Annotated in this window: 14 protein-coding genes and 1 pseudogene; 5 read left to right on the top strand and 10 right to left on the bottom strand. The window is 52.6% G+C overall.

What is annotated here, in order from left to right; genetic code table 11:
- Positions 1 to 85: 85 nt before the first annotated feature.
- From B9K09_RS01495 to B9K09_RS01470, 6 genes are all read right to left on the bottom strand, one after another.
- The gene (locus B9K09_RS01495) at positions 86 to 643 is read right to left on the bottom strand and encodes a hypothetical protein (protein WP_157699315.1); all 558 of its coding nucleotides are present in this window, start codon (positions 641 to 643) and stop codon (positions 86 to 88) included.
- 613 nt (positions 644 to 1,256) lie between these two features.
- On the bottom strand, positions 1,257 to 1,745 hold the full coding sequence (locus tag B9K09_RS01485) for a hypothetical protein (RefSeq protein ID WP_087515184.1): 489 nt from the start codon (positions 1,743 to 1,745) through the stop codon (positions 1,257 to 1,259).
- 121 nt (positions 1,746 to 1,866) lie between these two features.
- The gene (locus B9K09_RS01480; protein ID WP_087515183.1) at positions 1,867 to 2,340 is read right to left on the bottom strand and encodes a GIY-YIG nuclease family protein; all 474 of its coding nucleotides are present in this window, start codon (positions 2,338 to 2,340) and stop codon (positions 1,867 to 1,869) included.
- 99 nt (positions 2,341 to 2,439) lie between these two features.
- The gene (locus tag B9K09_RS01475; protein ID WP_087515182.1) at positions 2,440 to 2,931 is read right to left on the bottom strand and encodes a hypothetical protein; all 492 of its coding nucleotides are present in this window, start codon (positions 2,929 to 2,931) and stop codon (positions 2,440 to 2,442) included.
- A 75-nt stretch (positions 2,932 to 3,006) separates the two neighbouring features.
- Positions 3,007 to 3,486: a hypothetical protein gene (locus B9K09_RS22525; protein WP_157699314.1), complete on the bottom strand. Its 480-nt coding sequence runs from the start codon at positions 3,484 to 3,486 to the stop codon at positions 3,007 to 3,009.
- Between the two features lie 83 nt (positions 3,487 to 3,569).
- Positions 3,570 to 3,929, bottom strand: coding sequence for a hypothetical protein (locus B9K09_RS01470; RefSeq protein ID WP_087515181.1), 360 nt, complete (start codon positions 3,927 to 3,929; stop codon positions 3,570 to 3,572).
- Between the two features lie 214 nt (positions 3,930 to 4,143).
- On the opposite strand from B9K09_RS01470, the gene B9K09_RS01465 reads away from it, so the two are divergent.
- Positions 4,144 to 4,380 (top strand): phage integrase N-terminal SAM-like domain-containing protein, encoded by a 237-nt coding sequence (locus B9K09_RS01465; RefSeq protein WP_256574179.1) that lies wholly within the window; start codon positions 4,144 to 4,146, stop codon positions 4,378 to 4,380.
- A gap of 310 nt (positions 4,381 to 4,690) precedes the next feature.
- On the opposite strand, the gene B9K09_RS01460 is transcribed toward B9K09_RS01465, so the two are convergent.
- The 3 genes from B9K09_RS01460 to B9K09_RS01450 form a co-directional block, all read right to left on the bottom strand.
- The gene (locus B9K09_RS01460) at positions 4,691 to 5,407 is read right to left on the bottom strand and encodes a class I SAM-dependent methyltransferase (RefSeq protein ID WP_087515180.1); all 717 of its coding nucleotides are present in this window, start codon (positions 5,405 to 5,407) and stop codon (positions 4,691 to 4,693) included.
- Positions 5,408 to 5,606: 199 nt separating this feature from the next.
- Complete coding sequence (locus B9K09_RS01455) at positions 5,607 to 6,926, bottom strand: serine hydrolase (protein ID WP_087515179.1); 1,320 nt, start codon at positions 6,924 to 6,926, stop codon at positions 5,607 to 5,609.
- A gap of 147 nt (positions 6,927 to 7,073) precedes the next feature.
- Positions 7,074 to 7,601 carry a fimbrial protein gene (locus B9K09_RS01450; RefSeq protein ID WP_087515178.1) on the bottom strand — a complete coding sequence of 176 codons (528 nt, stop codon included), beginning with the start codon at positions 7,599 to 7,601 and terminating at the stop codon, positions 7,074 to 7,076.
- A 670-nt stretch (positions 7,602 to 8,271) separates the two neighbouring features.
- On the opposite strand from B9K09_RS01450, the pseudogene B9K09_RS01445 reads away from it, so the two are divergent.
- From B9K09_RS01445 to argE, 4 genes and pseudogenes are all read left to right on the top strand, one after another.
- Positions 8,272 to 9,619: pseudogene (locus B9K09_RS01445) on the top strand (flavin-containing monooxygenase).
- On the top strand, positions 9,619 to 10,038 hold the full coding sequence (locus B9K09_RS01440) for a RidA family protein (protein WP_087515177.1): 420 nt from the start codon (positions 9,619 to 9,621) through the stop codon (positions 10,036 to 10,038). The pseudogene B9K09_RS01445 and the gene B9K09_RS01440 overlap by 1 nt, the downstream one beginning before the upstream one ends.
- Positions 10,035 to 10,712, top strand: a complete 678-nt coding sequence (locus B9K09_RS01435) for a DUF1028 domain-containing protein (protein ID WP_087515176.1) — start codon at positions 10,035 to 10,037, stop codon at positions 10,710 to 10,712. Before B9K09_RS01440 ends, B9K09_RS01435 begins: the two co-directional genes overlap by 4 nt.
- Positions 10,713 to 10,736: 24 nt before the next feature.
- Entirely contained in the window at positions 10,737 to 11,897 is a 1,161-nt protein-coding gene (argE, locus tag B9K09_RS01430; RefSeq protein WP_087515175.1) for an acetylornithine deacetylase, read from the top strand.
- Positions 11,898 to 11,908: 11 nt separating this feature from the next.
- Here argE and B9K09_RS01425 read toward each other — a convergent pair whose 3' ends face one another.
- Entirely contained in the window at positions 11,909 to 12,832 is a 924-nt protein-coding gene (locus tag B9K09_RS01425; RefSeq protein ID WP_087515174.1) for a LysR family transcriptional regulator, read from the bottom strand.
- Between the last annotated feature and the right edge of the window lie 105 nt (positions 12,833 to 12,937).

Genomic DNA, 12,937 nt, shown 5'->3' with positions numbered 1-12,937 from the left:
CACAGGTTCGACCCATAGCCGCCAGTCGCCAATGACTCCAGCCGGATAAAAGCGGTCATCTAGTGACTACGGCACCAATGACGATTCACGCTTCACCATGCCATTTAACGCTGCCATCACGCGCTTGTCGCGTGCATGCCTTGTTAGCCACCTCATGCGGAACATCGACCGCAAACCAGGTGGAACACTCCCGATCATCCGGGAGACTCTTATATGCGACGATGAAATGAAATGACAAAGCTTTCCCTCTTTCTAGTTCCGTTAAGAGGAGTTCTAGGCCCGACCGGGAGTAAGATATCGGATATGGACTTGATTCGATATTCAGGCACTTCAGCCTTTGAGAAAGAGCGTCGCCATCTTCAGTTCCTAGCGATAGAGCCCAGCCAGAAGCCTCCCACGACACACAGTCGAGAAACTCGCCAGACTCAGGAGATCCAGTCTGGCTTTCATTATCAAGCTGCGCTGAGAAAGTAAGGTCAGCGCCGTCGATACTTGGCTCTACAATCAGCACGCATGCAACGACCCGCTCAAGCGTCATGTCGTTTTGAAGAGTACACGGCAGCTCTAGTATCCGCATTTGCGCCCTGCCATGCACCACTACTTCAAATTTGATACTTCCTAGCGGCGTCTCGACCGATTTCACAGAATGCCCCTACTGGCTAACGATTAAGCTAAGGGGCCGGCTTCGCCGGTCCCTGCGAACGAAGAGAGCGCTTTGAGCGCATTGTTAGAGGGCACCTGCACGATATAGCTCTACCTCATATTGCTTAATTTCGAATGTATATGGGCCAACACCTGAAATTGGCCTTGGATCTTCATAGCCATTTTCATATGCAAAGTCTCGCCAAGCGTAGGTGCCGCCAGCACGCTCAACGAAAGCACTGTAAGCACCGCAACCAATATCCCCGCACTCTGGACAAACGTATAAAAGGACTCTTCCTGACTCTGAGTCTGGAGATGTCACACACGTGAGCCGCTCCACTGCTTGAACGTTTTGCTTCGGGAAACCGCGTACTAAGCAACCTATAAAGTCATCGTGACCGCCATCAATTTTTACGATATTTGTAAGTAGAGATGTGCCGTTAATGAGGAAATCAACCGATAACCGCTCTTGCGCAGTGGTTGCTCCGGTATCAGTGCCTAGTCTCACCAGGAATTTGTGTGATAGCACATCCACTGCCGTGATCTCTAACGTTTGATTAAGGGACCGGCTTTAGCCGGTCCCAGCGAACGAAGTGAGCGATTTGAACCACTAGTTAGAAGCACGATACGCCGGCCTCTACAGCCTTGGTATGAAATTCAAAGCCGTTTTCGTCAAGCGCATTGAAAATATCCAAGCTACCACCGCCTGTGAAATGAATTAGTAAGCGCGTCCAAATTTCTATTTCGCTGCCACCCACTGTCATTGCTCCTTGTGCTAAAGAAACTGACTCAACGGTACGCCCAATAGCAGCGTCAAGATGGATATTTCCGCTATCTATCCAGCGCACTGTGCTCCCACAAAGTGAAAAAGGCAGAACACGATCAACCTCTATAGCGAGCTCATCAAACTTTTGCCATGAGATAGAAAGCTCACCTGAACCAATTGATAAAAATACTGGAAGGTCATTCCACTCGCTCCAAGCGGCGGTTTCCTCACACCAAATTTGCGCTAACTCATAGCCTACAACTGCTTTGCCAATCAGCTCGGAAAATTGGTGGTGAACTAAGTCTGTTTTTTCTTTAAGGCTGGCGCAATATTTCATGTGCTTCTAACGTTTGGTTAAGGGGCCGGCTTTAGCCGGGCCCGAGTGAGCGAAGCGAGCGACTTGAACCATTTGTTAGGCATAGGCGCGGCTGCTGAATGACTGATGGTTAGAAGGAGCTCTACAGTAACTCTTTTATCTCCATAAGCCATTTGTAGAAATCGAGTTCTGACATTAGTTTTTTGTATTCTATGATTTTTTCTGTGAGCATTCCGTTGCGTGCAATGTGGGCGTAAGCAATTCGATCAAGGGTTTTCTTTTTCCTCAAGATTGGCGCCGTCGGTTCGTCACCTTTCGCAGGGTATTTATCGCAAACTCTTATAGCTGTCTCTTCAGCAACTCTCACGTCGACCCTGAAAGCTTCACGATGTCCTCTGGCGCCTAGATTGTGCTTGACGAATAGCTTGTGTATTTCAGTTTCGGCGATATTGCAGTTCTCGATCCATCGCCAGAATCTTACTTCCCAAGAGTTAATTGATAGATACCAGTCACGATTGTGTTCATTGCATCTAATTTTGGGTGACTTGGTGGTTTTCCCGATTTTTACAATGCCGGGGCGCTCATTTGAATGGAGAATGTAAATGAAGCCGCGCATTTCAGTTTTTCCTAACGCCGCCAGCACGCGCGGCTTTGTAGTGGAGGCGAAGCCGCAACGGAAAAGCCGTCGCTGTGCCTGTCCTTGTTAGGCGCCGGGCTAGTCAAACTCGCGCTGCTCATAGTCCAACGCCTGCGTGAGGCTCTGTAACGCGGATTCGAGCACGCGGATGTTGTGCACAAACCAGGTTTCGCTCATGTCTTGCGCCAACTCGACACGATGCTTTCCTTCGGCAGCTTTCCGGCTAAATTTAAGTAGCCTCAGGTGCTGTATCTCTCCGAATCCGAATGTCCGCCCGTGCGCCAACGCGTCTCGAAGAGATACAATCTCATCAATCGGAACTGCCAACGCATTGGGCGCACGCTTGTTGTACTTCTGCAGCGTTTGCCTTAAGTCGTCAGCATTGGTGAACGCATCCGATTCGACAAGATCCCCTTCCGAAACTCGCGGTAGCTGAGTTGCGATCTTGGATTGAAAGTCTTCGTCGTGCTTAGCTAGAAACATTCTAGCTGCCATCTCGATTGTCAAAAGATTGCCGACCAGCTTTCCTAAATTTAGGGCATGTAGCTCGAATTTGGCTTTGGTGCTCATTTTTCGCCTAGCGTTTGGTTAAGGGGCGGGCTTTAGCCCGTCCCAGTGAGCGAAGCGAACGGTTTGAACCATTTGTTAAGTTGCAACGCGGCAATTTTTTACGGCTCTTAACTTGTGGCATTTACGGCGCGCTTTGACGGTAGGGGTTATTGATTGGCTATTACCTAGCAAAGATAGCAATAGAACTTCTGCTTCGGCTTTTTCCATTGAAGAATATGACTTGAACAATACGCGAGCCCGTTTTTCGTACATGCGACGTGCTATGAGCGGGGCTAGTTCGGAAAGCAGTGGTCCCTTTTCTTCAAACAATGCAAACGACTCAAAGGTTACGATTTGACCGTAACCTTGTGGATGTGGCGTACGGGTTGGATTAAGGCCGACCCAATTTATACGCCCCTCAATGCCATAGCTCCTAGGTTCCGAGCCATAACCACCGACACCGATTACAGCATCAAAATTCCAATTGCGGATACGGCCCATACAGTCATTGATGCCAAATCGACCTGATGAGTCGGGGTCGCCAGTATGTGTTCTTTTGTAGGTCAGTATCTGCATACTTTCATTGCAACCTAACGATTAAGCTAAGGGGCGGGCTTTAGCCCGTCCCAGTGAGCGTAGCGAGCGATTTGAGCCACTTGTTAGAAGTACTTATTCCAGAACTCTGTATCTGGCTTCGCGCGAGTAACGGCGTTGATCCATTTAGCAATTTCTTGAAGTTCGGCCTCGGCTTGTTGATCATTTATGTCGCCGTTTCGCCACTCTTTCCATACGTGCTCGAAAAGATCTTGCGTGATTTTTGGTGGGTAAATATTGTCATTATTCATAATTGCCTGAATGGATTCGCCGCTCCATTCTGGATCTTGATTTTCTATCCATGTGGCCCTCGAAACTCTCGGGGACATTTTTATTTCCATGAAATCCCGATTGAGCTGAACCGTATACGTATCTTCGTTGCCCCATCGTGGGCTAAAAATCTCAAGGTCGACTGTTGTTTTCATAGTGCCTCCTTCTAACAGTTGAGTGGACCGACGGCTTTATGATTGCATATTAGTGACTTCTTCATAACAACACCTCACCCGATCGATTCAATACGTAAATTCTCTTTATAAAACAGTTGGTTATCTTCTTACTGTTGCATATAACCTGTATTCGCTTGGCCTCCTCTTTTTGTGCAACCAATAATACTGTGCAAACATACAGCGTTGATGCGATATGGATACCACATCAGCCAAGCCACGCCTGCGAGAACAGTTTCGTAACGTCATTAGGGTGAATCACTACAGCATTCGCACCGAGAAGACCTACTGGTACTGGATACGCTATTTCCTGCGCTACCACCGGATGCGTCACCCTCTGGAGATGGGCCAGCGGAAGTTAGCGAGTTTCTTACCTGGCTGGCCCTCAGTCTTCACCCGTTTCATCTTGGAGCTGGGAGCAAGGGGCTCTTGAATAGTGCCTTGCTTCCAAACGGCTTCAAATCATCCGTAAACGTCCGCTCTTGGCCGACCCCGGCCTGTCGTGAAGGGCCGCTTTTGGCCCTGGCTGTGTAAAACCGTTTTTGAGCACACTAGGCGCCCACAGCTGCGCAGAAAATCGCGCTTCTATGCGAAATCTTGGTTTGCTGACATAGCAACAAATTTTAGATTTCACGCAGACGCACGTACTTCGATTTGAGCTACGCGTTTTTACACACTCTGGGCCGCTAGCGGCCGATTACGAGCAACTGAAGCCAGCCAGAGTCAGTCATTCACGCCCCTGTTCAAACCTCTTTGCACGTCAACCACGCCCCCCAGAAAAGGCTACTGAAGAAACGCGTAGCGTCTCCATATCCGGCGTCATGCAGGAGTTTTTGAACTGCTGCCTCGGATTGCGGAGGATCAGCGCCTTGCAGGATTTTCCCGAGTTTGGCCTTCACTTCATCCGCGCTGGCGCCATGCTGTCGCCACCGCTGCCCCCAAGCGGCAAGCAGTAACGGTTGGCTGGCATAAGCATATTGATTGCCTGCGACGATCAGCGGCGCGCCCGGTTTTAGGTGAGCCTGAATGGATTGTAAGATTTGTCGCTTCGCAGCATCCCCATCGAGATGATGGAGCACACCGATCAAGGTGGCTGCGTCGTATGATTCGTCCGCGGTAAGGTCTTCAACATGCCCAAGATACAGGCTTGTTCTTTCGAGCAAATTATTGGCTTTCAACTGCTCCGCCGCAGCCTCGAGCATCGGCTCGGATGGATCAACGGCCGTGAAGCGCCAACCCGGCTCCAACGTTGCCATCGCAATAATCTCTTGCGCCGTACCGCCAGCGCCAACGACCAGTATTTTCGCGGAACGCGCATTACCCAGGCTTGCCGCCAGCATGCAAGCAGCCAAATCTTGGCAGGCGTCATACCCTGCAAGTGCAATACGGCTCTGCCGTGCGTACTCATTGGCGCGTGAGGTATCGAATTTTTCAGCCGAATTTAGAGGGGATGATTTCAAGGCAATTCTCCATGTCCTTGAATCAAGCTACGCCACATCATGAAATAATAAAAATTCATTAATTTCATAATATGCATTCTCGAAAGGAATGCTTAACTCGTCTTCGCAGTGGACACTTCCAGAGCCTTTCAGCTAACTGGCGGCGGGAGATGATTGACCAGTGGCGGCAAGAGCACTGATCAATCAAGAGTTGAATGCCCTATTTGTCTTTGGCCATCAGGAAGTCGGCCAGAGCAGAGTAAGCAGGCAGTGAAGTCGGATCGATCTGGGCGTTCATCGCCACCGGGTAGGAAGCAAAGCGGGCAATCACCATCTCGGCCTTGGGATCGACATAAATGGTTTGGCCGTAGATACCCCGCGCTGTAAACGCCTGGTGGTCGTTGTTGGTCACCCACCACATATTGCGGTAACTCCAACCTGGCAAGGTTTTGTAGCCTGCCTTGGCAAACTGGTTCTGGTCCCCACCCTTGCGGATATCGGCAACCACCGCTTCGGGAATTATCTGCTGTCCGTTGAAGCGACCATTGAGGCGCATGGCTTCGCCAAAGCGGGCCATATCCCGCAGGCTGGCATTGAAACCACCGCCGGCAAAGCCAGTGCCGACCTCATCAACCATTATGTAGGCGTCCTGTTCTGCGCCCAGCTTGCTCCAAATTCGCTCTTGCAAGAGTTCGGCAAAGGGCTTACCCGTTACCCGCTGCACCACCCAGGCCAGTGCATCGGAGTTGACGGTTTTGTAGGCAAACTCCTGGCCGTGCTCGCCGTCGGCTTTAAGTTTCTGCAAGAAGCCGTAGAGGGAGGTGGCGCCGGTATAGCCGGCAGGACGCGGTATCAGATGGCCGGCGCGACTGTACTCCCAAACACCGGCTTTGGGGTCGGCATAGTCTTCGGAATAATCAATGCTGGTGGTCATGTCCATTACTTGCCGCACGGTGGCATTGCCAAATGCGCTGTCTTTGAGCTCCGGCACATAACGTGAAACCAACGCGTTTTCGTCCAGCGTCCCATCAGCAACCAGCATCGCAGCCAGGGTGCCGATAAAGGATTTGGTCACGGAAAAGGCAATATGCTGCCCTTCAGGTTTAAGCGCACCCAAATAACGTTCGTACACAAGCTTTCCGCGGTGCAGCACCACAATGCCATCGGTGTAATTGGCCGCCAGCGACTGCTTCCAGGTCATGACGTTGTCGCTACCCATGGGTTTGAAACTCAGGCCATCAATATCGTCACGTTCAGCGCGGGGCAGTGCGCTAACCGCGCCACTGCCGCGGGGCACCTGCACCGTAGGCACCACTTCACGGATGTGGGAGAACGACCAGCGAGTGAAAGGAAATTGCAGAAAGTTGGAAAAATTCACGACTTTTTCTGCAGCCGGTGGTGTGCCCTGCATCAAGCCCAGCAGTTGTGGCTCACTGGCTTTTGCATCCAGTGGTGCAGCTCCCGTAGCAGCAGAGACATTCTGGTTCACCAGTAAAGCTCCTATTAATGCCAACAACAGCGAATTGCGTTTAAAACTCATACCAGCTTCCTTTTGGCAGTTTTCGTTCAGCGCTATGCAGCGATCACGGAGGGAGTGCCTTCAAAGGTCTCATAGGCATTAGGGTACAGGCTACGATTGTTGGTCGTCGTAGCATAGCAATCGTGGTCTGCTTCTTGGTAAAACTGCTTAGGGATAATGCAAGGTATAAACCAGCAGAGTATCAACGCCCCCAGCAGTCGCGGCGCCGCCCACTGCGACATACCGCAGGTTGAATGTCAGATTGGTGTTACCGATGGCATCGGTAAAGCCACCGAAGTTGTTGACCTGGTTACGCAGGTCGATGACATGACCATTACGATTAAGAATCTGTACCTCAACGTTGCCAGCGGGCGCAGCGGATTTGTTGGCCAGAAAGCCGGTACTCTGATCGACATTGTTCGATTCGAAGGAGGCGAGTACAACGCTGTTTGGCGGACATCCTGATAGATTGAAGTTTAAGGGCATAGAACCGGCCACAGCACCGTCAGAAGCCAGTGCGGTAGTCGATACTTTAGGCAGTTCAACAGTGGTGTTGGCAGCACCACCATTAATACTGATGGTGCAGGAAGCGTCGATAATATTACCGGTAATATTGATGGTGCCATCGACAGCGAGTGCGCTGCTGGAAATCAGGACGCTGCAGATAGCAATAAACAACTTGATAGAAGTTTTCATATGATCTTCTCCGCAATGAACTAACGTGGTAATTCAAATTTCAAGACTGAGAATCAAATCTTCCAGTCAGAAATCAGGAGTCAGGAAACACAGCTGAATGCCGCCCTAAGCTCCATACCCAGTTGTTCCTTGGATTACCGAAGATACATGTATCGGCGATGAGAAACTGACCTACATCCATTTTTCGTAAACAATAGGAAACATCCTACACCCGCATCCCACACGAACAGTCGGAGGCAGACCACACTTGTTATGCCGCTGAACGACTGTTTGAGGTCGTTAGAAGCCGTTCGCGGGTAATCGCTTCTGGCCGTTAGCGACGCTTTGATCTTTACCCTCACATTGATTGTTCTAATGTCCCTCTCCACAGCCATGGTGGAAACCGGAAGGTTTTCTCGTCAGACCCTATCCTGGCTAAAGCTCGTTAGCCGGTATTTGTTGCTGGCACCGGCGCTATCCGCACAGTTATTAACCACACCTTGCGGCAACTCTCTGCGTTTAACTGAACCTCTCACACCCGGCAAGCAGTGGCCTAGAGGCCTATAGCTGCAAGGCAAAGCAGCTTTTAGATAGGCAACAACGACAAAAAACATAATTTCGCTAATCAGCCCCGGTGGACAGAATGCGGGTGTAGGCAGTTCGGCGCCGTCAGTAAAGGCCGCGTCTCGACCTGAATCAGTCCCGCCTTCCACATGGGCTCAGATATGACAGTTGAAAACATTCAAATCGATACGCTTGTCGTTGGCGCTGGCCAAGCAGGTGTGGCCATGAGCGAACACCTGAGCAAACTTGGGGTAGAACACCTTGTCTTGGAGCGCAACCGCATCGCCGAGGCCTGGCGAACCGGGCGTTGGGACTCACTGGTTGCCAATGGCCCAGCTTGGCATGACCGCTTTCCGGGGTTGGAATTCGACCTTGACCCCGATGCTTTTGCGCCGAAAGAACAGGTCGCGGATTACTTCGTCGAGTACGCCAAAACCTTCAACGCGCCGATTCGCACGGGCGTGGAAGTGAAACAGGTTATGCGCAATAGCGACCGCCCAGGCTTCACCATCGAAACCTCTGAAGGCATCATCGAAGCCAATCGCGTGGTTGCCGCCACGGGCCCTTTCCAGCGTCCGGTGATCCCACCAATTGCGCCAACCGATAGCGACATCCACCAACTGCACTCAGCGACATATCGCAACCCACAGCAGCTGCCCGAGGGTGCTGTGCTGGTGGTCGGTGCGGGCTCATCCGGGGTGCAAATCGCCGATGAATTAATGCGTGCAGGCAAACAGGTTTACCTCTCGGTTGGCGCCCATGACCGCCCGCCACGCAGCTATCGCAATCGTGATTTTTGCTGGTGGCTGGGCGTACTTGGCCAGTGGGATGCAGAAGCAGCGCAGCCGGGCAAAGAACACGTCACCATTGCGGTGAGTGGCGCGCGGGGCGGACAGACAATTGATTTTCGCAACCTTGCCAGCCAAGGCATGACCCTTGTTGGCCTGACCAAAGCCTTCAACAATGGCGTTGTAACCTTTCAGCCGGACCTTGCCGAGAACCTGGCGCGGGGCGATGAGAACTATCTGGCGCTGCTCGACGCCGCCGATGCCTATATCGAACGTAATCAGCTCGACTTGCCAGAAGAGCCCGAGGCGCGCAAAAAATACCCGGACCCGGCATGCGTCACCCAGCCGATTCTTGAGCTGGACTTAGCGGCGGCGGGCATTACTTCAATCATCTGGGCGACCGGTTATGCGGTTGACTTCAGTTGGCTCAAGGTTGACGCCTTCGATGCCCAAGGCAAGCCGCAGCATCAACGCGGTGTCTCCAGCGAACCGGGCATCTACTTTCTCGGTTTGCCTTGGTTGTCACGTCGTGGCTCGACCTTTATCTGGGGCGTGTGGCACGACGCCAAACACATTGCTGATCACATCGTCACGCAACACAAGTACCGCGACTACCGCGATGCCGCGCAGCGTCAGGCTGAAGCTAGCGACGCCTCGAAACCCCTTCGTATCATGGGAGTCAGTTGATGCCGACACACACTCGCATCCGTATGTTCAACACCAAAGACACCTATCCCAATCAGTCTTTGGATAACGACCTTTGCCAGGCTGTGCGGGCGGGCAACACCGTGTATGTACGCGGTCAAGTCGGCACCGACTTTGACGGCAATCTAGTGGGGCTGGGCGATCCGCGAGCACAGGCTGAGCAGGCAATGAAGAACGTCAAGCAACTGCTTGAAGAAGCTGGCAGTGACATGAGCCACATCGTCAAAACCACCACTTACCTGACCGACCCGCGCTTTCGTGAGGCGGTGTATCAGGAAGTCGGCAAATGGCTAAAAGGTGTATTTCCAATCTCAACCGGGCTGGTGGTTTCTGCACTTGGCCAGCCGCAATGGTTGATGGAGATTGATGTAATTGCAGTAATTCCTGAGGAGCAAGCATGACCTTTTCAATTGTCGGCCGCTGTCCAGAAACCGGCCAACTGGGTATCGCCATTAGCTCATCAAGCATCGCTGTTGGCGCACGTTGCCCGTGGCTGAAAGGCTCGGTTGGCGCGGTTTCAACCCAGAACATCACCTTACCTGCACTTGGCCCGGAGATTCTCGACTTGCTAGAAGCAGGTGAGCCTGCCGCCAGCGCACTGGACAAGGCACTTTCGCGCCACGGCTACAGCCAGTACCGCCAAGTCACCGTGATCGACATGCATGGTGAAACCGCGCACTTCACTGGCAGCCAGGCGCTGGGGATTAACCATGCTCTCGCAGGTGAGAGTTGCGTTGCGGCAGGCAATCTTTTGAGTAACAAGGCGGTGATCGTGGCCATGGTCCGTGCCTTCGAAGACAGCGCGGGCGAAGCCCTTGCCGATCGCTTGCTGAATGCGCTGAACGCGGCAATGAGTGCCGGTGGCGAAGCAGGCCCCGTGCATTCTGCTGCGCTGTCGGTCGTCAGCGATCTGTTATGGCCTATTATTGATCTGCGCGTCGACTGGTCAGAGCACGATCCAATTGCACACTTGAATAAGCTTTGGCAAGCCTATCGCCCACAGATGCAGGACTATGTGACCCGCGCACTCGACCCGACCAAAGCCCCGACTTACGGCGTGCCTGGCGACGAATAGTGCTATTTCCCGAAGAGATCAGTCATGCAAAACAGCCGTCAATTACTGAGCAAACTGATTGAGTTCAATACCGTAAGCCGCGAGTCAAATCTGGCGCTGATCGAATTTATCAGCGCCTACCTCAAAGGCTTCGATATCCCGTGTCAGTTGTTCTTCAACGCCGAGGGCAGCAAAGCGAATCTGTTCGCCACGATTGGCCCGGATATCGCTGGCGGTGTGGTGCTTTCAGGGCATACCGACGTGGTGCCGGTCGATGGTCAGGCATGGACCCTGCCGCCCTTCTCCATGACCGAGCGTGACGGCTGTTTATTTGGCCGCGGCAGCGCCGACATGAAGGGTTTTATCGCCTGCGTACTGGCCGCAGTGCCGCAGTTTCTTGCCGCGCCACTCAAACAACCCGTGCATTTTGCTTTCTCATACGACGAAGAAGTGGGTTGCCTTGGCGTGCGCTCATTACTCGCAGACTTGCAGCAACGACCGCATAAACCGAGCATGTGTATCATCGGCGAACCCACTTTGATGAAGCCGGTGCTGGGGCACAAAGGCAAGTTGGCCATGCGTTGCAATATTCAGGGCGCGGCTTGTCACTCGGCTTACGCCCCGCAAGGCGTTAATGCCATCGAATATGCAGCACAGCTGATTGGCAAACTCGGTGAAATCGGCCAGCACCTGCGTGCCCCCGAACGGCACGACAGCCGTTTTGAGCCACCCTTTTCAACCGTGCAAACCGGCGTTATCAGTGGCGGGCGGGCGCTGAACATTGTCCCCGCTGAATGCCAGTTTGATTTCGAAGTTCGCGCGTTGCCATCGGATAATCCACAAATAGTCGCCGACCAACTGGAGCAATTCGCCCACAGCGAATTACTGCCAAAGATGCACGCGATCAACAAACAGACCGCTATTGAATTCAGCCAACTCTCCGCGTATCCGGGCTTGGCAACCGATGCCGAAAGCCCAGCTGCTCAGTTAATTGCACTGCTCAGCCAATCCGATGATTTCAGCACCGTTGCATTTGGCACCGAAGGCGGTTTATTTGATAAAGCCGGGATTGCCAGCGTTGTCTGCGGTCCGGGCAGCATTGAACAAGCGCACAAGCCAGACGAGTTCATCAGCATTGAACAACTCAATCAGTGCGACGCCATGCTCAGTCGTTTGGCGCAATGGTTTAACAAAACCGTAAGGTAGATAGCGCTTTTTTATCCGCCATTGGCCTCACTCGGCGGAGCTAGATGTTCTTTGCAGTAGTCAACAAACAACTGCGCCGGTTTGGTTAGCTGTGCACGTTTAAGCCAAGCGGCGACCAAACCGGAACCGGTGACCGTTTCACTGATATCGACCATCACCACTTTTTGACCGTCGTAGGTGCATTCCGAGCGTGGCCGGGTGACCAGCACCGAGAAGCCAAAACCTTGGCCAACCATGCCACGTACCATCTCGATTGAGGGTGAGCTGAAACCAATGTTCGGGGTCAGACCGAGCTCTTCAAACAGGCTGACAAAATAGGTACGGCTCGGCTGTACATCGAGCAAGATCATCGGCTCCAGCACCAAATCGCGCAGTGAAACCTGTGCCTGCTGCGCAAAGCGATGATTTTCCGGGAGCAGCGCATAAGGCGGCTGCGGCGGCATCAGCGGTTCAACCTCAATGGTGGCATCGAGGTCGTGCTCATACAGAATCGCCAAATCAAACCGGCCACCGGTTAAACCCTGCACCAACTCTTGCTGTTCACCATCAAAGATGCGGATATCCACACCCGGATACAGCGTGCGAAAGCCTGCAATCAATCCTGGCAAATACAAGGGCGCAACGGTTTCGAAACAACCGATATCGATCTGTCCACAGACCACGTCGTTGTCTGCCAGCGCGTTCTGCTCAAACTCGTGGGACATGCGCAGCAGCTCTTGCGCCTTGCGGTAAAAGCGGGCGCCGCTCGGTGTCAGCGATACGCCTTGAGCGTGATGACGAATGAATAGCTGTACACCAAAGCTTTCTTCCAAGCCCTTGATCGCGGTCGATATCGACGGTTGGGCGATGTAAAGCTTGCGCGATGCTTCGGCCACGCTGCCGCATTCGACGGTGGTTACAAAATACTTCAATTGACGCAGGGTATAAGCCGCCACGATAAACCTCGTCTGGCCATCCCGGCGAACCAGGATGGGGCATTGCAGTGTTTAATTATTCGGTTTAATGCATCAGCATTTGCAAGCAAATTACTCGCCTTGCCT

The organism is Pseudomonas sp. M30-35, from assembly GCF_002163625.1.
Taxonomy (GTDB): domain Bacteria; phylum Pseudomonadota; class Gammaproteobacteria; order Pseudomonadales; family Pseudomonadaceae; genus Aquipseudomonas.
Note: the sequence above shows the minus strand (reverse complement) of the source record. Positions and strands in the feature narration are given on the sequence as shown.

Excerpts from the sequence above, each read along its gene's own strand:
- B9K09_RS01485 (WP_087515184.1), bottom strand. The coding sequence starts at position 1,745 with ATGAAATATTGCGCCAGCCTTAAAGAAAAAACAGACTTAGTTCACCAC.
- B9K09_RS01480 (WP_087515183.1), bottom strand. The coding sequence starts at position 2,340 with ATGCGCGGCTTCATTTACATTCTCCATTCAAATGAGCGCCCCGGCATT.
- B9K09_RS01475 (WP_087515182.1), bottom strand. The coding sequence starts at position 2,931 with ATGAGCACCAAAGCCAAATTCGAGCTACATGCCCTAAATTTAGGAAAG.
- B9K09_RS22525 (WP_157699314.1), bottom strand. The coding sequence starts at position 3,486 with ATGCAGATACTGACCTACAAAAGAACACATACTGGCGACCCCGACTCA.
- B9K09_RS01470 (WP_087515181.1), bottom strand. The coding sequence starts at position 3,929 with ATGAAAACAACAGTCGACCTTGAGATTTTTAGCCCACGATGGGGCAAC.
- B9K09_RS01465 (WP_256574179.1), top strand. The coding sequence starts at position 4,144 with ATGGATACCACATCAGCCAAGCCACGCCTGCGAGAACAGTTTCGTAAC.
- B9K09_RS01455 (WP_087515179.1), bottom strand. The coding sequence starts at position 6,926 with ATGAGTTTTAAACGCAATTCGCTGTTGTTGGCATTAATAGGAGCTTTA.
- B9K09_RS01450 (WP_087515178.1), bottom strand. The coding sequence starts at position 7,601 with ATGAAAACTTCTATCAAGTTGTTTATTGCTATCTGCAGCGTCCTGATT.
- B9K09_RS01440 (WP_087515177.1), top strand. The coding sequence starts at position 9,619 with ATGCCGACACACACTCGCATCCGTATGTTCAACACCAAAGACACCTAT.
- B9K09_RS01435 (WP_087515176.1), top strand. The coding sequence starts at position 10,035 with ATGACCTTTTCAATTGTCGGCCGCTGTCCAGAAACCGGCCAACTGGGT.
- argE (WP_087515175.1), top strand. The coding sequence starts at position 10,737 with ATGCAAAACAGCCGTCAATTACTGAGCAAACTGATTGAGTTCAATACC.